Here is a 19,456-nt window from a genome sequence, read left to right as displayed (position 1 = left end):
ACGCCGGCGGCGTCGTGTGTCAGACTTAGGTAATGCTTACCTCAGTGGCAGAGCCGATCATCCGGCCGCGACCGGCGTACCGCAGCTTCCGTGCCGCCGTCGCGCGCGCCGAGCGCCTCTCGCCCCACTTCGTCCGGGTGACCTTCGCGGGGGAGGAGCTCGCCGACTTCGGCACCGCGGGCCTCGATCAGCGGGTGAAGCTCGTGTTCCCCATCGAGGGCCGCGGCTTCGCGGACTTCCCCGAGGGGGAGGACTGGTACCGCGCCTGGCGTGAGCTGCCCGCCGATCGGCGCAACGTGTTCCGCACCTACACGGTGCGCGCCGTGCGCCCGCACCTCCGCGAGGTCGACGTCGACTTCGCCCTGCACGGCGACCTCGGACCGGCCTCGGCCTGGGCCGCCCGCGCGACCGCCGGCGACGAGCTCATCATCATCGGGCCCGACGAGCGCAGCCCCGACCGCGCCGTGGGCATCGACTTCCGCCCGGGCATCGTCGACACCGTGCTGCTCGCCGGCGATGAGACCGCGGCGCCCGCGATCTGCGCGATCCTCGAACAGCTTCCTGCGGACGCCTCGGGCGCCGCCCTCATCGAGGTGCCGAGCGCTGAGGACGTGCTCCCGGTCGCCGCGCCCGCCGCGGTCGAGGTGCGCTGGCTCGCCCGCTCGGCGGCCGACTCGGTGCACGGCGAGCGCCTGGTGCCGGCGGTGCGCGACTGGGTCGCGCGGGCCACGACGCCGAGTGCCTCGGCTCCCGCGACGGATGCCTCGGCCGCCGCCGCGCTCGCCGCAGCGGAGCGGGCCGACGGCGACGACGTGCCGCTCTGGGACGTGCCGGAGGGGCGGAGCCTCGACGGCGCCTGCTACGCGTGGCTCGCGGGCGAGGCATCCGTCATCACGGCCCTGCGCCGCTTCCTCGTGCGCGACGCCGGCCTCGACCGGCGCCAGGTCGCGTTCATGGGCTACTGGCGGCGCGGTCGCGCCGAGCTGGAGTGATGCGCGCCGTCGGTGCCGTCACCACGGACCAGCACGAGCCCGCCGCGCGCCGGGCGAGCCGCTCGCGGCCCGGCCGGGTTGCGCTCGTCTTCGCCGTCGCGGCCGTCGTGCTCGTGCTGATGGTGCTCGCGAGCCTCGCCTTCGGCGTGCGGGCGATGGACCCCGCGCAGGTCTGGCGGGCGATCTTCTCGCCCGACACCGCGGACCCCGATCAGTTCGTCGTGCTCCAGCTGCGCGTGCCGCGCACGGTCATCGGGCTCGCGGCGGGCGTCGCGCTCGGCCTCGCCGGCACGGTGATCCAGGGCGTCACCCGCAACCCGATCGCCGACCCTGGCCTCCTCGGCATCAACGCCGGGGCCTCGCTGGCGGTCGTGCTGGGCATCTCCTTCGTCGGGATCGTCGACCCGCTCGGCTACATCTGGCTCGCCTTCGCCGGGGCCGGGCTCGCGGCTGTCGCGGTGTTCTCGATCGGCCGCGGCGAGCCCGTGCGGCTCGCCCTCGTCGGCGCCGCGGTCACGGCGTTCATCACCCCGCTCATCGCGCTCGTGCTGCTGCAGGACACCGAGGCGTTCAACCAGTACCGCTTCTGGGCGGTGGGCTCGCTGACGGGGCGCGAGCTCGGGACCGTGGGCGTGCTCTGGCCGTTCCTGCTCGTCGGCGCCGTGCTCGCATTCTTCCTCGCGCACCGGCTCAACCTCCTCGCCCTCGGCGAGGACGTCGCGAGCGCCCTAGGCCAGCGCGTCGGCGTGACCCGCGGGCTCGCGGGCGTCGCGATCGTGCTGCTCTGCGGCACCGCGACGGCCCTCGCCGGCCCGATCGCGCTCGTCGGGCTCGTCGTGCCGCACGCCGCACGCCGGCTGGTCGGCAGCGACTACCGCCTCGTCATGCCGCTCGCCCTGCTGCTCGGGCCCATCATGCTGCTCGCCGCCGACATCCTCGGCCGGCTCGTCGTGCCGAACTCCGAGCTCGAGGCCGGCGTCGTCGCCGCCTTCCTCGGCGCCCCCGTGCTCATCGCGGTCGCGCGCAGCCGGAAGGTGGCCGGCCTGTGACCGCCGTCGGAGTGCGCCCCGGTCGTGCGGACGCGCCGACCGGCGTCGGGCTGCTGCACGAGGTGCGCCGTCGTCGCCGACGTCGCGGCCTCACGGTCGTGCTCGTCGTCGCGGCGCTCGGGCTCGCCGTCGCGCTCGTCGCCGCCTCACTCGGTGCGGCCGCCGTCTCGCCGGACCGGGTGCTCGCGGTGCTGCTCGGGCAGGGCGAGAGGGTCGATCGCTTCGTCGTGCTCGAACTCCGCCTGCCGCGGATCGTGGCGGCCCTCGTCGTGGGCTGGGCGTTCGGACTCGCCGGCTCGGTGTTCCAGGCGGTGCTGCGCAATCCGCTCGCGAGCCCCGACATCCTCGGCATCTCCTCCGGGGCGAGCCTCGGCGCCGTGTGGGCGATGCTCGGGCTCGGCCTCGCGGGGATCTGGGTCACGGGCTTCGCCTTCGCGGGCGGACTCCTCGTCGCCGTGATCATCTGGGCCGTCGCCTGGCGGCAGGGGCTGCACGGCATCCGCTTCGTGCTCGTCGGCGTCGGCCTCGCCTACGTCTGCGGCTCGACGGTCAGCTGGCTGCTCGCCCGCGGCGACGTCCGGCAGGCGCAGCAGGCCCTGCACTGGACGGTCGGCAGCGTCGCGGACGTCCGCGGCGACGACCTCGCCGGCCTCCTCCTCGGCGTCGCCGCGATGTCGCTCGTCGTCGCGCTCGCCTCGCGCCTGCTCACCGTGCTCGCGCTCGGCGACGACCACGCCGCGTCGCTCGGCGCCCGGGCGCACGGGGGCCGCGTGGTGCTGCTCGCCGCAGCCGTCGGGCTCGTCGCCGTCGCCGCGGCGATCTCGGGGCCCATCGCCTTCGTCGCCCTCATCGCGCCCGCCATCGCTCGCCGGCTCGTCGGCAGCGGCGGTGCGGCGCTCCTCGCCTCGGCCGTCGTCGGCGGCGTGCTGACGCTCTCCGCCGACGTCGTCGGCCAGTTTGCGATCCCGGGGCTGATGGCCCCGGTCGGCATCGTCACCGGCCTGATCGGCGCCCCCTATCTGCTCTGGCTGCTCGCCCGCACCGAGAGGACCCGCGCATGACCCCCCGCGCCCGCACCGTCGATCCGGCGACCAGTTCCGAGGCCGTCTCGCTCGAGGCATCCGCCGCTCCCGGCCCATCCGCCGACCACCCCGTCGGCCTCGCCGCCGAGGGCGTGAGCCTCGGCTACGACGGCCGCCGCATCATCGACGACCTCTCGCTGCGCCTGCCCGCGGGCCGGATCACGGCGATCGTCGGCCCGAACGCTTGCGGCAAGTCGACGCTGCTGCGCGGGCTCGCCCGACTGCACCCGCTCGAGGGCGGCCGGGTCACGCTCGACGGCCAGGACGTCGGACGGATGCCCCGCCGCGAGCTCGCCCGACGGCTCGGCGTGCTGCCGCAATCCTCGGTCGCGCCCGACGGCGTCCGGGTCGCCGATCTCGTGGGGCGCGGTCGCTACCCGCACCAGGGCTGGTTCGGCCGGCACTCGAGCGGCGACGACCGGGCCGTCGCCGAGGCGCTCGAGGCGACCGGGATGGCGGAGCTCGCCGACCGGCCGATCGACGAGCTCTCCGGCGGGCAGCGGCAACGGGTCTGGATCGCGATGGTGCTCGCGCAGCAGCCCGAGGTGATGCTGCTCGACGAGCCCACCACCTATCTCGACCTGGCCCATCAGCTCGAACTCCTCGACCTCCTCACCGCGCTGAACCGCGAGCGCGGCACGACGATCGTGATGGTGCTCCACGAGCTGAACCTCGCCGCGCGCTACGCCGACCACCTTGTCGTGATGTCGGGCGGTCGCGTGGTGGCCGAGGGGGAGCCCGCCCGCGTGCTCGACCGCGACACGGTGGACGGCGCCTTCGGGCTCTCGGCCGAGGTGATCGACGACCCGGTCTCCGGCGGCCCGCTCATCGTGCCGATCGGACGATTCCACTCGGCGCCGCCCGTCACCGGGCGAAACGCGGGTTCCGAATCCGTCGCGAGTTAGCTTAGGCTGTCCTTATCATCCCCCCATCGACTCGAGGAGTCCCCGTGCGTCTTCGCCGTTCCCTGATCGCCGTGGCCGGTGCCGCCGTCGCCGCGATCGCCCTCTCCGCCTGCGCCGGCGGCAGCACCGAACCCGCGGCGAGCGACGCGTCCGTCACCGGCGAGGGCTTCCCGATCACCATGGAGCACGCCCTCGGCGAGACCGTGATCGAGCAGGCCCCCGAGCGGGTCGCCACCTGGGGCTGGGGCTCGACCGAGGCCGCCATCGCCCTCGGCGTCTACCCCGTCGCGATCGGCGAGCAGATCTGGACCGTCGGCGCCGGCAACTACCTGCCCTGGGTCGAGGCCGCCTACGAGGACGCCGGCGTCGAGCTGCCCGCCCTGCTGAGCGACCCCGAGGGCGGCGCGACCGTGCCCTACGAGGAGTTCATCGAGGCCGACCCCGACCTGATCCTGGCGCCCTACTCCGGCCTGACGCAGGAGCAGTACGACACCCTCTCCGAGATCGCCCCCGTCGTGGCGTACCCCGAGGCGCCCTGGACCACTCCGTGGGACGAAGAGATCCGGATCACCGCCGAGGCGCTCGGCCTCACCGAGCAGGGCGACGAAGTGCTCGCCTCGATCTCCGAGCAGCTCGCCGAGACCGCCGCCGCCCACCCCGAGTTCGCCGGCAAGACCTTCGCCGGCATCTGGGACGGCGACGGCTTCGTCTCCGTCTACACCGCGGCCGACTCGCGCATCGAGGTGCTCACCGAGCTCGGCCTCGAGGTCGCGCCGAGCGTGTCGAAGCTCGACACGAGCGACGGCGGCTTCTACTACGAGCTGAGCTACGAGCAGCTCGACCAGCTCGACGCAGATTTCATCGTGAGCTACCACTCCTCGAAGGAGGAGGCCGACGCCTTCCTCACCAAGCCCGAGGTGCAGGCCATCCCCGCCGTCGCCGCGGGCAAGGTCGCCCAGGTGTACGACCCCGTCACCGTCTCCTCGGTGTCGCCGCCGACGGCGCTCAGCTTCGACTGGGAGGGCGGCCTGCCCGCCCTCGTCGACGCGATCGCCGCGGCGCTCGCGCAGCAGTAGTCGGCGCGGTCGCCCCCTGGCCCCCTGAGCTCGTCGAAGGGGAGCTCGTCGAAGGGGAGCTCGTCGAAGGGGCTCGCCGAATGGGAGCGCCGACGCGGCTCAGGGGCGGCGGCGGGGGAGGTAGCCGCCGTCCTCGAGCCCGGCCTCGATCTCGAAGCGGTTCTTCAGCGGATCGCGGCCGGCCAGGAAGTACAGCAGCGGGAAGAGCATCCCGTACTTCCGCCACTGCTGCCGGTGCACGGCCTCGTGCACGAGCACGCGCGGCCCGACGTTGCGGTCGGTGAGATAGCAGCCGCCGACGCAGGAGCCGCCGCGGCCGAAGGTCCACTTCGGCATCCCCTGGAAGATCCAGAGCCCGTCGCGCCGCTCGACGCGCCCGGTGCTCCACAGCGAGCCCCAGACGAAGCCGACGGCGGTGGCCCACCAGTAGCCGGCGCGGCTCACGGGCGAGTCGGTGAGGCGCAGCACGACGCGGCGCGGCTCCCGGTCGGGGACGCCGCGGACGCCGCCCGTCACGCCTCGCCCCGCTCGGCCGAGGTGAGCGCGGCGACGAGGCGGAGGATGGTCGGCAGGTCGTCCTCCGCGGCGAGCGGTGACCCCGGCGCGAAGCCCGCGATCGCGGCGCCCGCGATCGGGAAGCGCGCGACGACGGCGCGGAGGGTCGCGGCGAGCGTCGCGGCGTCGACGCCGAACGGCAGCGGGTAGGAGAGCCCGGTGAGCGCGGAGGGGTCGAGCACGTCGAGGTCGATGTGCACGAACACGCGGCTCGCGCCCGTCGCCTCGAGCGCGCCGACCACGACGGTCGGGTCGGAGAGGTCTTCGACGGTGAGCGTCTGCACGCCGTGCTCGTCGATGTAGCGGCGTTCCTCGTCGTCGAAGGCGCGCGCGCCGCCGAGCACGATGCGCTCGGGCGGGACGCGCTGCGACTCGTCGAGCTTCAGCCCCTCGGCCCCCTCCCCGGCGATGGCGCGGAGCGTCATGCCCCCGAAGCCGCCGGACGGCGAGGTGTCCGGCGTGTTCAGGTCGGGGTGGGCGTCGAGCCACAGCACGGCGAGCTCGCCCTCGCCGCGCGCCGAGGCGTGCCCCACCGCGGCGAGCGAGGCCCCGCAGTCGCCGCCGATCGTGAGCGCCCAGTCGGGCACCTGCTCGAGCACCGCCGCAGCGGCTTCGCGCACGCGACGGATCGTGCTGTACCGCTGGATGCCGGTGCCGAGCGCCTCGCCGGCCTCGACGGGCACCTCGACGGTGAGCGTCGCGGCGGAGGGCAGATCGCCGCGGATCGCCTCGGCTCCGTCGACGTGGCTCATCGCGCGAGCGGAGACGGAACCCTGCCAGAGGGGGACGACGACGAAGGTGGCCGGCATGGTCTCCAGTATCGCCCCTCCACGGGCGATCGGGGGAGAACGGCGGATGCCCCGGGCGTCCGCCCGGGGCATCCGACTGGGGTGCGCGCGCTCAGCCGCCGATCGCGCCCTGGCTGCCGCCGGCCTTCAGCGCGGCGAGCCGCGCGTCGACCTCAGTGAGCTCGCCGAGGTCGTCGAGCTCGTTGAACTGGGCGTCGAGGCTTGACGCGGCGATCTCGGCCTGACCGCGGACGAGCGCCTCCTCGCGGCGGATCTTCTGCTCGAAGCGGCCGAGGTCGCTCGTCGGGTCGAGGATGTCGATCGACTTGACGGCGTCCTGCACCTGGCGCTGCGCCTGGGCGGTCTTCGCCCGGGCGACGAGCTCGTTGCGCTTGTTCTGCAGCTCGACGAGCTTCTGCTTCATGCCGTTCAGGCCGGCCTTCAGCTTGTCGACGACCTCGGTCTGCGCGGCGATCTGCGGCTCGGCGGCCTTCGCCTCGTTCTCGGAGGAGATCTGCCGGCTGAGGGCGACCTTCGCGAGGTTGTCGAACTTGTCGGCCCCGGCGGCGTCGCCGGCGGCGCGCAGCTCGTCGGCCTTGCGGCTCGCGGCGAGCGCCTTGTCGCCCCACTCCTTGGCCGCGTCGACGTCTTCGCGGTGGTCGTCTTCGAGCAGGCGCAGGTTGCCGATGGTCTCCGCGATGGCGGCCTCGGCGTCGGCGATGGAGTTCGTGTAGTCGCGCACCATCTGATCGAGCATCTTCTGCGGGTCTTCGGCCTCGTCGAGGAGCGCGTTGATGTTCGCGCGGACGAGCTGCGAGATGCGACCGAAGATGGACTGTTTGACCATGGCGGTTCCTTTCCTGTGGCGGGTCAGCGGATGCCGTCGGCATCCCTCGGGTCGTCGAGCCGGCCGGTGCCGGCGAGTCTGGGGCGGGCGGTGCGGATCAGAATCGGCCTCCGCTCCCGCGGCGGGATCGCGTGCCTGAGCCGCCGAAGCTGCCGGCGGAACGGCGCCCGGAGCTGCCGCCGCCGAATCCGCCGAAGCCCCCGGAGGAGCTGGAGCCGCCGCCCCAGCCGCCGCCCGATCGCCGACCGCCGCCCCCGCCGCCGAGCAGGTTGTCGATGAGGATGCCGCCGAGCACCGCGCCGAAGAGATCGCCGCCGGAGCTGCGACCGGCCGGGGCCGCACCGCCGCCGTAGCCCGCGCCGTACCCGCCGCCACCGAAGCCGCCGACGTCGGTGCGGGCGAGCGAGATCGCCTCGTCGGCGAGGCGCTCGGCCTGCTGCGCGGTGGCGAGCGCCGCGACGGGGTCGCCGGACGCCTGCGTGCCGGCCTCCGAGACGAGCCGGCGGGCCTCGGCGACCCTGGTGCGGGCCTCGGGGCCGATCGCGCCGCGGCGCGCGACGATGTAGTCCTCCGCCGTCTGCGCCTTCGCCGAAGCGGCGGCGAGGGTGCGCTGCAGCTGGGCCGCGGCGCGCTGGGCGCGTTCGGCGGCATCGCGCGCCCCGGCGATCGCCTGGTCGATGGCGCCGTTCGCCTGCGCGAGCCGAGCCTGCAGCGCGAGCGGATCGCGAGGGGTCGTCGCGAGCGCGCCGCGCAGCGCGGCGGCCTCGGCGGCGGTCTGCTCGGCGAGTGCGGCGAGCTCGCCGCCCGGCATCGCGCGGGCGGTCTGCACGTCCTGCTCGAGGTCGGCGGCACCGGCGGCGATCGCCGCATCGGCCGCGGCGAGCTCGGCCGCGAGCCGCTCCACCGCGGCCGCGAGCAGCTTCGCCTGGTCGACGGCCTCCTCGGCGGCCCGGATCTCGACGGCCGCGGGACCCTGCTCGCCCCGGGCGAGCGCCGCGTCGGCCTCGGCCATCGACTCGCGGGCGAAGTCGAGGCGGGCCCTGGCCTGCGCCGGGTTGTCGGCGATCGCCGCGAGCGCCGACGGCGCGTACTGGGCCTGGAGCGAGGCCAGCCGGGCGGCGGCCGGCGCTGCGTTCGTCTCGACCACCGCGGCCGTCTGGCGCAGCCGGGCGAGTGCCTCGGGGGCGGTGCGCTCGAGCTCGCGGAGGGCGTCGAAGCGCTCGGCCTGCGCGTCGAGCAGCGCGTCCGCCTCGCCCGTCACCCTGATGATCATCGAGTACCACTCGCGGCGCTGTTCGTCGGTGTCCGGGACCTCGTCGTCGAGCTGCTGCTGGATCGCGAACGCCTCCCGCACCTTGCCCTTCGCCGCGGTGAGCGCCTCGCGGAACGGTGCGGTGGCCTCGTCGCCGTAGGAGGCGACCGCGAAGCCGAGCTCCTCCTCGCTCGTCTTCAGGGCGTCGTCGATCTGCACGAGCGCGCCGCCCGCCGTGCGGCGCAGCTCGTCGAGCGACGGCGGCGGAGGGCCGGCCGGGCCGGCGGACGCGGCGCCGCGACGGCGGCGTGCGCGGACGACGAGCACGATGACGACCACGACGGCCGCCACGAGGAGGAGGGCGATGAGCCACCCCCACCCGCCGACGCCCGCGCCGCTGCCGCCGGCGATCGCATCCGCCGCGGCGGTGGCGGCGCCGGCCCAGTCGCCGTCGCGGAGCCGGGGCTCGATGATCTCGGAGCTGATCCGATCGAGCTCGGCGTCGGAGAGCGAGGCGTTCTGGTCGGCCGAGAGGTAGTAGGCACGGCCGTCGACCGCGACGGCGAGGAGGTAGTCCTCGGCGCCCATGTTCGCGCCGACCGCGGTGTCCGCCGCCCATTCGACGGCGGACGAGGGGTTCGTGAACTCGTCGACGTAGGCCACGTAGAGCTGGCGGCCGCTGCGCTCGCCGGCGTCGGCGAGGGACTGCTCGACGGAGGCGAGCTGATCGCCGAGCACCCCGGCCTGATCGACGACGGGGGAGCTGCCGAAGGCGACCGGATCCTCCGCGTGCGCGATGCCGGTCGGCACGGCCACCGCGGCGATGACGGCGCCGAGCGCCAGCAGCATCGAACCCAGACGTCGCTTCGACATGTACCAGCAGCCCTCCGCCCCGGGACCAGACGCTCCAGAGTCTATGTCCCGCCCCCGAACCGGCGCCACCGGAGCGGGCGGCGTTCAGCGGACGGTCAGCTGCACCGCCTCGGAGACGAGCGGGATGCCGAGCGCGGCACCGGGGGCGGCGATCGCGACGGCGGCACTCAGCGCGTACGACCCGGGCGCGAGCGCGGGGAGGGCGTCCGGTGCGGCGAGCGCCGCGTCGTCGTCGCAGCGCGCGGCGCGCACCGGCGCGGAGAACTCGACGGACTCGCCGGGGTCGAGCACGAGCGGGATCCGCACCGCCTCGAGTCCGCTCGTGTGCCACCGGGTCACGCCGTCGGCGATCGTCAGCGCCGGCCCCGCGAAGAGCTCGCCGCGGTACGGGGCGTCGCCGGTGTTGCTGAGCGTCACGGTGGCCAGCCCGGTACCGTCGGGCTCGAGCGCCGGGACCGCCGAGATCGCGATCGCGAGGCCGTCGTCCGTGGGCGAGTTCGCCGCGGCCGGGGGCGTCCCGCACGGGTTCAGCCGGTCGATCGGGCGCAGCGCCAGCTCCTCCTGCGGCGGCTCGTCCGCCGGAGCGACGCCCGTCGCGGGCAGCGAGGGCGACCCGGCGTCGCCGTCGGCCTCCGTCGAGCTGCTCGCGGGGGCGTCGGCCGTCGTCGAGGCCGTGTTCGCGCCGAAGCCGCCGGTGAGGGCGACCGCGCTGCCGATCGCGAGCACGGCGAGCGCGGATGCCGCGCCCGTCACGACGGCGGTGCGCCGGCGTCGGCGCTCGCGCCGGCTGCGCGCGAGCACGCCGTCGACGTCGAGGCGGGCGCCGTCGGCGTTCGAGGCATCCGCTCGCAGCGCCCGGCGCAGCTCCTCCGGATCAGGGCTGGACATCTCCGCCTCCCGTTCCCACGGCCGGCTCGGCCGTGATCATGCTCGAGGAGAGCGCCCGCAGCCCGTCGCTCAGGTACCGCTTCACCGAGCCCTGCGCGATGCCGAGGACGCGGGCGATCTCGGCGACCGGCAGGTCCTCGTAGTAGCGCAGCACCAGGCACGCGGACTGCCGCGGCGAGAGCGCGCGGAGCCGCTCGGCGAGATCGATCCGCTCGTCCACCGCCTCGGCGGCGGCGACCGGCCGCTCGGGCTCGACGGCGAGGTGCCTGACCCGCCGCCAGGTGTCCCGCCGCCTGGCGCGGTCGATGACGAGGTTCAGGACGGCCCGGCGCACGTACGCCTCGGCTCTCGGCAGCTCGAGCGAACGGCGCGGCCGACCGAAGGTGCGGACGAGGGCGTCCTGCACGAGGTCGGCGGCCTCGTCGCGATCACCGCAGAGCAGGTAGGCGTACCGCACGAGGGCGTCGCCGCGTTCGGCGACGAGCCGCTCGGCGACCCGATCCCACTCGCTCGCCACGTTCGTTCCTCCCGACGACGGACGATCCGCCGTCACCCATACAGACGAAGGAGTCGGCCGATCGGTTGGGGGTGGAGACGCGAATGGCGCGGGACCCGCGTCCCGCGCCATTCGAACTCGTGCCCCCGGAGGGATTCGAACCCCCGACCTACGGTACCGGAAACCGGCGCTCTATCCCCTGAGCTACGGAGGCGCACAGCTGTCAACAGTAGCACCCCGCGAGGGGCGCGCCGAACGCGGCGATCAGTGCACGACGAGGCTCGCGACGGTGTCGAGCAGGTCCTCCCGCACCTTCGCGCGCAGGTAGGTGCGCGCGCCGCGGAGCACCGGCACGTCGCGCACCTCGGTCGCCACGACCTCCGGGTACCAGCGGCTGATCCGGCGGACCGCCGCCTGCACCACAGCCGCGAGCTCGTCGCCGCCGATCGCCGCGACGGGGCCGGCGAGCACGAGCTGGCGGGGATCGAGCGTGGCGAGCAGCGGCAGGACCGCGTGCGCGATCCGCTCGCCGAACTCGGCGGTGAACCGGGCGCGGACCTCGGGCGAGGCCGCGGCGAGGGCGGCGAGGGCGGTCGGATGATCGCCGGCGGGGAGCCCCTCGGCGCGCACGAAGCGCTCCACGGCGCGGCCGCCGACGAGGTCCTGCACCGTCTGGGCGTCGGGGTCCATCGCGCGCGCCTCGGCAGACAGTGGCAGGAAGCCGATCTCGCCGGCGCCGCCGAAGCTGCCGCGGTGCAGGTCGCCGGCCACGTCGAAGGAGGCGCCGACGCCGTTGCCGAGCCAGACGAGCGCGAACACCTCGCCGTCCACCCCCGCGCCCGAGTCGCGTTCCGCGACGGCCGCCAGGTTCACGTCGTTCTCGATGAACACCGTGCGGCCGAGGGCGGCTTCGAGCGTCGCCCGCACGCGGCGCACCGGCCAGCCGGGCAGCGTCTCGGTGAAGAGCGTGCCCTCCTCGCCGGGGTCGACGTAGCCGGCCGTGCCGATCACGACGGTGTGCACGGCCTCGGGGTCCGTGCCCGACGCCGCGCTCGCGTCGGCGATGGCGCGGCGGATCTCCGCGACGGCGTCGCGGTCGGCGACCGCGGCGGGGAGGGCGAAGCGCGCGACCGGGTGCTCCGTGCCAACCGCGTCGACGACGGTCGCCCGGAGCTCGGCGGCGTCGAGGTCGACGGCCACGCCGAGGGGCCGGTCGATGCGCGCCGCGTACAGCGCGGCGTTGCGGCCGGGGGAGCCCGCGACGGTGCCGCGCTCCTCGATGACGCCGGCGGCCAGCAGCCGGGTCATCATGAGCGACGCCGTGGGCTTCGAGACGCCGACGATCTCGCAGATCCGGTTGCGGGTGAGCGGGCCGTGGTCGAGCAGCGCGGAGAGCCCGACCCGGTCGTTGACCGCGCCGAGCCACGATGGCGTGCCCTTGGCAGATCGCGCCGCCATCCTCGCTCCTCTCCGTCCGACCCGGTCGGGGCCCGACGTCACGCCGGCAGGTTCGACAGCACCGCCTCGACGAGCTGCTGGGCGTCGCCCGGCTCGAAGAGCGCGCTCGACTCGATGACGATCCAGTAGCCGGACTCGGTGAAGATCTGCGCCTCGCCGGAGTTGCCCGACTGGCGGAAGTAGCCCTCGACCGCGGGCGGGGTGCCGTAGGTGGGGACGGCGTTCGACGAGGAGGCGGCCTGGTTGCGGGCCGATTCCAGGGCGGAGGGCGCGGGGGTCGCCACGCCGAGCTGGATCGGGTCTCCGCTCGTCTGGTTCAGCCAGCCGCAGGCGGTGCCGCCGGCGTCGACCGTCGCGGTGACGTCGGCCGAGCTCGGCTCGAAGCCGTCCTGCAGGCCGAAGTTCGGGTTGAAGGCGTAGATCTGCTCGGCGGTGATGAGGGTGTCGCAGTCGGCGGCGAACGGCGTCGGCGTCTCCGTGGCGGTGGGCGTCGGCGACTCGCTCGGAGCCGCGTCCGTCGCGGTCGGCGTCGAACTCGGCGACCCGCTCGGCGCTGGGGCGTCGCCCGCGCAGCCGGCGAGGGCGGCGACCGCCGCGGCGGCGACGAAGGCGGCGGCCACGGCCGTGCGGGACCGGATGGCGGGGGAGCGGAGCGTGCGCGACATGGGAGGAACCCTATCAATCGCGAACGATAGGATTCGTGCGTGACTCCAGCCGATCTTTCGCATGCCCTGTCCGACCTCGTCGCCGCCCTCGTGGAGCGACGTCGCGCGGCGGGCGCGGAGCTCGAGCTGAGCGTCACGCCCGAGCAGATCGTGCTCGAGCGGCCGAAGCTGCGCGAGCACGGCGACTGGGCCTCGAGCGTGGCGCTGCGCATCGCGAAGCCGCTCGGCGCGAACCCCCGCGAGGTCGCGACCGAGCTCGCCGCGGGCCTCGCCGAGCTCGACGGCGTCGCGAGCGCCGAGGTCGCCGGTCCCGGCTTCATCAACATCCGCCTCGATGCGGCCGCCGCCGGTGCGCTCGCGAAGACGATCGTCGACGCGGGCGCCGACTACGGCCACGGCACGAGCCAGGCCGGCCGGGTGATCAACATGGAGTTCGTCTCGGCGAACCCCACCGGCCCGCTGCACATCGGCCACACCCGCTGGGCGGCGCTCGGCGACTCGATCAGCCGGGTGCTGCGCGCCGCGGGCGCCGAGGTCGCGAACGAGTACTACATCAACGACGCCGGCAACCAGATGGACAACTTCGGCGCTTCGGTGCTCGCGGCGGCGAAGGGCGAGCCGACGCCGGAGGGCGGCTACCCCGGCCAGTACATCGCCGACCTCGCGAAGGTCGTGCTCGAGCGCGAGCCGAAGCTCGGCGAACTCGACGACGCGACCGCGCTGCACACCGCCCGCGAGATCGCCTACGAGCACCAGCTGGCCGAGATCCAGGCCTCCCTCGACCGCTTCAACGTGCACTTCGACGTGTGGACGAGCGAGCGCCGGCTGCACCAGAAGGACGAGCACGGCGTCTCGGCGATCGACGCCGCCCTCGAGCGGCTGCGCGCCCAAGGGCACGTCTACGAGGCCGACGACGCGATCTGGGTGAAGACGACCGATTTCGGCGACGACAAAGACCGCGTGTTCTGCCGCTCGAACGGCGTGCCGACCTACTTCGCCGCCGACGCGGCCTACTACCTCGACAAGGGCGACCGCGGCTTCGAGCACAAGATGTACCTGCTCGGCGCCGACCACCACGGCTACGTGCACCGGCTCAAGGCCGTCGCGGGCGCCGCGGGCGAGGATCCCGAGCGCGACATCGAGATCCTCATCGGCCAGCTCGTCTCGGTCAACGGCGCGCGGCTGTCCAAGCGCGCCGGCAACATCATCGAGCTCGACGACCTGCAGGCCTGGCTCGGCACCGACGCGCTGCGGTACACGCTCGCGCGCTACCCGGCCGACTCGCCGATCGCGATCGACCCCGAGGTGCTGAAGCGCCGCACCAACGACAACCCCGTCTTCTACGTGCAGTACGCCCACGCCCGCACCGCGGCCGTCGCGCGGAACGCGGCCGCCTCCGGCGTCGACCGTTCGGAGTTCGCCCCGGAGCTGCTCGAGCACGAGACCGAATCGGCGCTGCTCGGCGCCCTGCAGGAGTTCCCGCGGGTCGTGGCGCAGGCCGCGGAGCTGCGCGAGCCGCACCGCGTCGCCCGGTACCTCGAGGAGCTCGCGGGGCTCTACCACCGCTGGTACGACAACTGCCGCGTGCTGCCCCTCGGCGAGGAGCCGGTCGGCGCATTGCACCGCACCCGGCTCTGGCTGAACGACGCCTCCGGCCAGGTGCTGCGCAACGGCCTCGACCTCCTCGGCGTCTCGGCGCCCGAGCGGATGTGACGGCGGCGCGATGAGCGAGGCCGCGACCGTGCCCATCGACCCGGCGCCCGGAGCCCGGGAGCCGAGGCGGAAGCGGCGCGGGCTGCGCGCCCTCGTCATCGTGCTCGTGGTGGTCGTCGTGCTCGGCGTGGCCGCGGTCGTCGCCGACGGCATCGCCCGCGGCATCGCCCAGCAGCAGGTGGCGGCGCAGATCCAGCAGAAGCTGCCCGAGCGCGTGCAGGGCGACGTCGACGTGCGCATCGGGGGCTTCTCCGTCATCGCCCAGTACCTCTCGGGGCGCATGGACGAGGTCGAGCTCTCCGCTCCCGCGCTCGAGGTCCGCGGCGCGCCCGTGGCCGTCGACGTCACCCTGCACGGCGTGCCCGTCGACCTCGCCGAACCCGTCGGCCGGCTCTCGGCGCGCGTCACGATCGGCCAGGAGGCGCTGAACACGCTCATCGCCGAATCGGGCAGCGCCGCCGCGGTGGGCACGGTCGAGCTCGGCGACGGCACGGTCGGCTACGCCGGTCAGGCCGAACTGCTCGGCCTCGCGGTCGACTACACGGCGAGCGCCCGTCCGGAGGCGGCCGGCGACGAGGTGCTGCTGACGCCCGTCGACGTCTCGGTGGGCGCCCTCGGCGGCAGCATCGACGTCTCCGGCCTCGTGGAACGGCTGCTCGGCCAGGAGCCGATCGCGGTCTGCGTCGCGCAGTACCTGCCGCAGGGGCTCCGGGCCGAGCGCATCCGGGTCGAGCCGGGCACGGCGACGGCGTGGCTCGGCGCGGAGCGCTTCACGCTCGACGGGGCGAGCCTGTCGGCGACCGGCAGCTGCGACTGAACCACACGTTTCGGGGCGCCGTCATGAATTTCAGCGGCTCCCGCTCCGTCGATAGACTCGCGATGATCCGCCGAGGCGGATGACGCCGACTGGCTTCAGGGACCAATCCGGGTTCGCTCGCCGCGCAGCACCCCCAGCTCCCGCATCCCGTGAGGTTCGTACGTGGCAGGACACGCAGCAGACCGCCGCACCCTCGAGGTGCCCGCGGACCCCAACGCGCTCGTCGAGGGCGTCTGGCCCGCGAGCGCGACCCGCGACGAGGCCGGCCGGCTCGTCGTCGGCGGCGTCGACGCGGAGACCCTCGCGGCCCGCTTCGGCACCCCGCTCTACGTGCTCGACGAGGGCGAGGTACGAGCCAGGGCCGCCCGCACCCGCAGCGCGTTCGAGGCCGCCGCGCGCCGCATCGGCACCGAGGCGACCGTGTACTACGCGGGCAAGGCGTTCCTCTCCACCGCGATCGTCCGCTGGGTGACCGAGTCCGGCCTCGCCGTCGACGTCTGCTCGGGCGGGGAGCTCGCCGTCGCGCTCGCCGCGGGGGCCGATCCCGCGCGACTCGGCTTCCACGGCAACAACAAGTCGGAGGCCGAGATCGCCGCCGCGGTCGAGGCCGGCGTCGGCGCCCTCATCATCGACAGCGAGATCGAGATCGAGCGGGTCGCCCGGGCGGCGGCCGCCGCCGGCCGCGTGCAGCGCGTGCGACTCCGCGTGAACAGCGGCGTGCACGCCTCGACGCACGAGTTCCTCGCCACCGCACACGAGGACCAGAAGTTCGGCGTCACGCTGGGCCGCGCCGTGGAGCTCGGCGAGCGCATCCGCTCGCACCCCTCGCTCGAGTTCCTGGGCCTGCACTGCCACATCGGCTCGCAGATCTTCGACGCGGCCGGCTTCGCCGAGTCGGCGGCTCGGCTCCTCGCCGAGCACGCCGCGCTGCTGGCGACGGGGCCCGTGCCCGAGCTGAACCTCGGCGGCGGTTTCGGCATCGCCTACACCGCCGCCGACGACCCGGCGCCCATCGAGCGCATCGCCGACGGCATCGCCGACGCGGTGGCCGAGGGCTGCCGCGCCCTCGGCATCCCCGTTCCGAAGCTCGCCTTCGAGCCCGGCCGCACCATCGTGGGCCCTGCGGGCATCACCCTCTACCGCGTCGGCACGGTGAAGCCCGTGCCGACCGAGGAGGGCTGGCGGCACTACGTCTCCGTCGACGGCGGCATGAGCGACAACGCGCGCTTCGCGCTGTACGGGGCCGACTACTCGGCCCGGCTCGCCTCCCGCAGCTCGGCGGAGCCCGCCGCCCTCGTCCGCATCGCGGGCAAGCACTGCGAGGCCGGCGACATCGTGGTCGACCGCGAGTACCTGCCGCACGACGTGGGCCCCGGCGACCTCGTCGCGGTCGCCGCGACGGGCGCGTACTGCTGGTCGCTGTCGAGCAACTACAACCACGTGCCCCGCCCGGCGGTCGTCGCCGTCGATCAGGGCGCCGCGCGGGTCATCGTCCGCGGCGAGACCATCGCCGATCTCCTCGCCCGCGACGTCGGGCACGAGGCATCCGGAACCTCGGACGCCGTCTCCACCCCAGCCGAAGGGACCTCAGAATGATCGAGTACCGCTCCATCCGCGTCGCACTCCTGGGCGCCGGGTCGGTCGGATCGCAGGTCGCGAGGCTCCTGCTCGAGCACTGTGACGAGCTGGCCCAGCGCATCGGCGCGCGGCTCGAGCTCGTCGGCGTGGCCGTCCGCGACGTCGATGCGCGGCGCGACGTCGAGCTGCCCCGCGAGCTCCTCACGACCGACGCGGAGACGCTCATCCTCGGCGCCGACGTCGTCATCGAGCTGATGGGCGGCATCGAGCCGGCCCGCACCCTCGTGCTGCAGGCGATCGGCTCGGGGGCCGACGTCGTGACCGGCAACAAGGCGCTCATCGCCGCGCACGGCCCCGAGCTCTTCGCCGCGGCCGAGCAGGTCGGGGCGCAGCTCTCCTACGAGGCCGCCGTCGGCGGGGCCATCCCGATCATCCGTCCGCTGCGCGACTCGCTCGCCGGCGACCGGGTCGAGCGCATCCTCGGCATCGTGAACGGCACCACGAACTTCATCCTCGACCGCATGGACACCACGGGCGCCTCCCTCGAGGACGCGCTCGCGACCGCGACGGAGCTCGGCTACGCCGAGGCCGACCCGACCGCCGACATCGGCGGCTACGACGCCGCGCAGAAGGCCGCGATCCTCGCGAGTCTCGCGTTCCACACGAACGTCCCGATCGAGGACGTGCACCGCGAGGGCATCACGCAGGTGAGCGCGGAGCAGGTCGAGTCCGCCAGGAAGGCCGGCTACGTCGTCAAGCTGCTCGCGATCTGCGAGCGGATCGCGGATGCCGCGAGCGGCGAGGAGGGCGTCTCGGCCCGCGTCTACCCGGCGCTCGTGCCCCGCAGCCACCCGCTCGCCGCCGTGCACGGCGCGAACAACGCGGTCTTCGTGGAGGCCGCCGCCGCCGGCCCGCTGATGTTCTACGGCGCGGGCGCCGGCGGCGTGCAGACGGCGTCGGCCGTGCTCGGCGACCTCGTCGCGATCGCCCGCCGCCACGTCATCGGCGGTCCGGGCACCGCGGAGTCGACGCACGCCGCCCTGCCGGTGCTGCCGATCGACCGCATCACGACCCGCTACGCCATCACGCTCGAGGTCGCCGACGAGCCGGGCGTGCTCGCCACCATCGCGCACGTCTTCGCCGACCACGGCGTCTCGGTCGAGCAGCTCGAGCAGACCGTGGACGAGGTCTCCGGCCGGGCTACGCTGGTCATCGGCACGCACGAGGCCAGTGAGGGCGCCCTCGCCCAGACCGTCGCCGCGCTCGCGGCGAGCCCGGTCGTCGTGTCCGTCGCGTCCGTCCTCCGAGTCGAAGGAGCCCAGTGAACCAGCCCACCCCCAAGCCGGGCTCGCGCCAGTGGCGCGGCGTCATCCGCGAGTACGCCTCGAGGCTCGACGTCACCGACGCCACCCCCATCGTCACGCTCGGCGAGGGCGGCACGCCGCTCCTGCCGGCCCCCGCGCTCGGCCGCCGCACCGGCGCCGACGTCTGGGTGAAGTTCGAGGGCATGAACCCGACCGGCTCGTTCAAGGACCGCGGCATGACCATGGCCGTCACGAAGGCCGTCGAGCGCGGCGCCGAGGTCGTCATCTGCGCCTCGACGGGCAACACCTCGGCGTCGGCGGCCGCCTACGCGGCGCACGCCGGCATCACGGCGGCGGTGCTCGTGCCCGAGGGCAAGGTCGCGATGGGCAAACTCAGCCAGGCCGTCGCGCACGGCGCGCGCATCATCCAGCTGCAGGGCACCTTCGACGACTGCCTCGACATCGCCCGCGAGCTCGCCGACGTGCACCCCGTGCACCTCGTCAACTCGGTGAACAACGACCGCATCGAGGGGCAGAAGACGGCGGCCTTCGAGGTCGTCGAGGTGCTCGGCGATGCGCCGGACTTCCACTTCGTCCCGGTCGGCAACGCTGGCAACTACACGGCCTACACGCGCGGCTACCGCGAGGACATCCAGGCTGGCAACGCGACGCGGATGCCTCGGATGTTCGGCTTCCAGGCGGCCGGCTCGGCCCCGATCGTCCGCGGCGAGCCCGTGCGCGACCCCGAGACGATCGCGAGCGCCATCCGCATCGGCAACCCGGCCTCGTGGGAGCTCGCGCTCTCCGCGCGCGACGAGACCGACGGCTACTTCGGCGCGATCGCCGACGAGCGCATCCTCGAGGCGCAGCGCATCCTCTCCGCCGAGGTCGGCATCTTCGTCGAGCCCGCCTCGGCGATCTCCGTCGCCGGTCTGCTCGAGCGCGCGGAGGCCGGGCAGATCCCGGCCGGCGCGCGCGTCGTGCTGACGGTCACCGGCCATGGGCTGAAGGACCCGCAGTGGGCGGTGCGCCGGGCCGACGGCACGGAGGAGCAGCCGGTGGTCGTCCCCGTCGACACCGCCCAGGTCGCCTCGCTGCTGGGGCTCGGCGCGTGAGCG

Annotated in this window: 18 protein-coding genes and 1 tRNA gene; 10 read left to right on the top strand and 9 right to left on the bottom strand. The window is 74.5% G+C overall.

Going from position 1 to position 19,456, the window contains the following annotated elements:
- Positions 1 to 32 precede the first annotated feature (32 nt).
- Genes QSJ60_RS14035 through QSJ60_RS14015 form a run of 5 tightly spaced genes read left to right on the top strand, consistent with a single transcriptional unit; the run spans position 33 to position 5,104 of the window.
- Positions 33 to 992 (top strand): siderophore-interacting protein, encoded by a 960-nt coding sequence (locus QSJ60_RS14035; RefSeq protein WP_285463983.1) that lies wholly within the window; start codon positions 33 to 35, stop codon positions 990 to 992.
- Complete coding sequence (locus tag QSJ60_RS14030) at positions 992 to 2,041, top strand: FecCD family ABC transporter permease (RefSeq protein WP_285463982.1); 1,050 nt, start codon at positions 992 to 994, stop codon at positions 2,039 to 2,041. Before QSJ60_RS14035 ends, QSJ60_RS14030 begins: the two co-directional genes overlap by 1 nt.
- Positions 2,038 to 3,102 carry a FecCD family ABC transporter permease gene (locus QSJ60_RS14025; RefSeq protein ID WP_285463981.1) on the top strand — a complete coding sequence of 355 codons (1,065 nt, stop codon included), beginning with the start codon at positions 2,038 to 2,040 and terminating at the stop codon, positions 3,100 to 3,102. The genes QSJ60_RS14030 and QSJ60_RS14025 overlap by 4 nt, the downstream gene beginning before the upstream one ends.
- On the top strand, positions 3,099 to 4,028 hold the full coding sequence (locus tag QSJ60_RS14020) for an ABC transporter ATP-binding protein (protein WP_285463980.1): 930 nt from the start codon (positions 3,099 to 3,101) through the stop codon (positions 4,026 to 4,028). Before QSJ60_RS14025 ends, QSJ60_RS14020 begins: the two co-directional genes overlap by 4 nt.
- Before the next feature lie 44 nt (positions 4,029 to 4,072).
- Positions 4,073 to 5,104, top strand: coding sequence for an iron-siderophore ABC transporter substrate-binding protein (locus QSJ60_RS14015; RefSeq protein WP_285463979.1), 1,032 nt, complete (start codon positions 4,073 to 4,075; stop codon positions 5,102 to 5,104).
- Between the two features lie 99 nt (positions 5,105 to 5,203).
- Here the strand turns inward: QSJ60_RS14015 and QSJ60_RS14010 are convergent, their stop codons facing one another.
- The 9 genes from QSJ60_RS14010 to QSJ60_RS13970 all read right to left on the bottom strand — a co-directional run bounded on the left by QSJ60_RS14010 (position 5,204) and on the right by QSJ60_RS13970 (position 12,926).
- On the bottom strand, positions 5,204 to 5,620 hold the full coding sequence (locus tag QSJ60_RS14010) for a Fe-S oxidoreductase (RefSeq protein WP_285463978.1): 417 nt from the start codon (positions 5,618 to 5,620) through the stop codon (positions 5,204 to 5,206).
- Positions 5,617 to 6,468 carry an arginase family protein gene (locus QSJ60_RS14005; protein ID WP_285463977.1) on the bottom strand — a complete coding sequence of 284 codons (852 nt, stop codon included), beginning with the start codon at positions 6,466 to 6,468 and terminating at the stop codon, positions 5,617 to 5,619. Before QSJ60_RS14005 ends, QSJ60_RS14010 begins: the two co-directional genes overlap by 4 nt.
- Positions 6,469 to 6,559: 91 nt before the next feature.
- Positions 6,560 to 7,294, bottom strand: coding sequence for a PspA/IM30 family protein (locus tag QSJ60_RS14000; RefSeq protein WP_189086359.1), 735 nt, complete (start codon positions 7,292 to 7,294; stop codon positions 6,560 to 6,562).
- Positions 7,295 to 7,391: 97 nt separating this feature from the next.
- Complete coding sequence (locus QSJ60_RS13995) at positions 7,392 to 9,419, bottom strand: TPM domain-containing protein (protein WP_230766095.1); 2,028 nt, start codon at positions 9,417 to 9,419, stop codon at positions 7,392 to 7,394.
- An 84-nt stretch (positions 9,420 to 9,503) separates the two neighbouring features.
- On the bottom strand, positions 9,504 to 10,307 hold the full coding sequence (locus QSJ60_RS13990) for a hypothetical protein (protein ID WP_285463976.1): 804 nt from the start codon (positions 10,305 to 10,307) through the stop codon (positions 9,504 to 9,506).
- The gene (locus tag QSJ60_RS13985; RefSeq protein ID WP_229781783.1) at positions 10,294 to 10,824 is read right to left on the bottom strand and encodes a sigma-70 family RNA polymerase sigma factor; all 531 of its coding nucleotides are present in this window, start codon (positions 10,822 to 10,824) and stop codon (positions 10,294 to 10,296) included. The genes QSJ60_RS13990 and QSJ60_RS13985 overlap by 14 nt, the downstream gene beginning before the upstream one ends.
- A gap of 120 nt (positions 10,825 to 10,944) precedes the next feature.
- A tRNA-Arg gene (locus QSJ60_RS13980) sits at positions 10,945 to 11,017 on the bottom strand.
- A gap of 50 nt (positions 11,018 to 11,067) precedes the next feature.
- Entirely contained in the window at positions 11,068 to 12,261 is a 1,194-nt protein-coding gene (locus tag QSJ60_RS13975) for an ROK family transcriptional regulator (protein ID WP_285463975.1), read from the bottom strand.
- Between the two features lie 38 nt (positions 12,262 to 12,299).
- Positions 12,300 to 12,926 carry an iron ABC transporter ATP-binding protein gene (locus QSJ60_RS13970; protein WP_285463974.1) on the bottom strand — a complete coding sequence of 209 codons (627 nt, stop codon included), beginning with the start codon at positions 12,924 to 12,926 and terminating at the stop codon, positions 12,300 to 12,302.
- A gap of 39 nt (positions 12,927 to 12,965) precedes the next feature.
- On the opposite strand from QSJ60_RS13970, the gene QSJ60_RS13965 reads away from it, so the two are divergent.
- The 5 genes from QSJ60_RS13965 to thrC all read left to right on the top strand — a co-directional run bounded on the left by QSJ60_RS13965 (position 12,966) and on the right by thrC (position 19,453).
- On the top strand, positions 12,966 to 14,639 hold the full coding sequence (locus QSJ60_RS13965) for an arginine--tRNA ligase (protein ID WP_285463973.1): 1,674 nt from the start codon (positions 12,966 to 12,968) through the stop codon (positions 14,637 to 14,639).
- Positions 14,640 to 14,649: 10 nt separating this feature from the next.
- Positions 14,650 to 15,456: an LmeA family phospholipid-binding protein gene (locus tag QSJ60_RS13960; protein WP_230766103.1), complete on the top strand. Its 807-nt coding sequence runs from the start codon at positions 14,650 to 14,652 to the stop codon at positions 15,454 to 15,456.
- Positions 15,457 to 15,618: 162 nt separating this feature from the next.
- The gene (gene lysA / locus QSJ60_RS13955) at positions 15,619 to 17,052 is read left to right on the top strand and encodes a diaminopimelate decarboxylase (RefSeq protein ID WP_285463972.1); all 1,434 of its coding nucleotides are present in this window, start codon (positions 15,619 to 15,621) and stop codon (positions 17,050 to 17,052) included.
- Positions 17,049 to 18,359: a homoserine dehydrogenase gene (locus QSJ60_RS13950; protein ID WP_285463971.1), complete on the top strand. Its 1,311-nt coding sequence runs from the start codon at positions 17,049 to 17,051 to the stop codon at positions 18,357 to 18,359. The genes lysA and QSJ60_RS13950 overlap by 4 nt, the downstream gene beginning before the upstream one ends.
- Positions 18,356 to 19,453, top strand: coding sequence for a threonine synthase (gene thrC / locus QSJ60_RS13945; RefSeq protein ID WP_285463970.1), 1,098 nt, complete (start codon positions 18,356 to 18,358; stop codon positions 19,451 to 19,453). The genes QSJ60_RS13950 and thrC overlap by 4 nt, the downstream gene beginning before the upstream one ends.
- The last annotated feature ends 3 nt before the right edge of the window (positions 19,454 to 19,456 follow it).

This window comes from Agromyces sp. NBRC 114283 (assembly GCF_030268405.1).
GTDB classification, from domain to species: domain Bacteria; phylum Actinomycetota; class Actinomycetes; order Actinomycetales; family Microbacteriaceae; genus Agromyces; species Agromyces mediolanus.
Note: the sequence above shows the minus strand (reverse complement) of the source record. Positions and strands in the feature narration are given on the sequence as shown.

Coding starts and splice junctions, on each gene's coding strand:
- QSJ60_RS13975 (WP_285463975.1), bottom strand. CDS start 12,261: ATGGCGGCGCGATCTGCCAAGGGCACGCCATCGTGGCTCGGCGCGGTC.
- QSJ60_RS13950 (WP_285463971.1), top strand. CDS start 17,049: ATGATCGAGTACCGCTCCATCCGCGTCGCACTCCTGGGCGCCGGGTCG.
- QSJ60_RS14020 (WP_285463980.1), top strand. CDS start 3,099: ATGACCCCCCGCGCCCGCACCGTCGATCCGGCGACCAGTTCCGAGGCC.
- QSJ60_RS14035 (WP_285463983.1), top strand. CDS start 33: ATGCTTACCTCAGTGGCAGAGCCGATCATCCGGCCGCGACCGGCGTAC.
- QSJ60_RS13960 (WP_230766103.1), top strand. CDS start 14,650: ATGAGCGAGGCCGCGACCGTGCCCATCGACCCGGCGCCCGGAGCCCGG.
- QSJ60_RS13990 (WP_285463976.1), bottom strand. CDS start 10,307: ATGTCCAGCCCTGATCCGGAGGAGCTGCGCCGGGCGCTGCGAGCGGAT.
- QSJ60_RS14000 (WP_189086359.1), bottom strand. CDS start 7,294: ATGGTCAAACAGTCCATCTTCGGTCGCATCTCGCAGCTCGTCCGCGCG.
- QSJ60_RS14005 (WP_285463977.1), bottom strand. CDS start 6,468: ATGCCGGCCACCTTCGTCGTCGTCCCCCTCTGGCAGGGTTCCGTCTCC.
- QSJ60_RS13970 (WP_285463974.1), bottom strand. CDS start 12,926: ATGTCGCGCACGCTCCGCTCCCCCGCCATCCGGTCCCGCACGGCCGTG.
- QSJ60_RS14030 (WP_285463982.1), top strand. CDS start 992: ATGCGCGCCGTCGGTGCCGTCACCACGGACCAGCACGAGCCCGCCGCG.
- QSJ60_RS13995 (WP_230766095.1), bottom strand. CDS start 9,419: ATGTCGAAGCGACGTCTGGGTTCGATGCTGCTGGCGCTCGGCGCCGTC.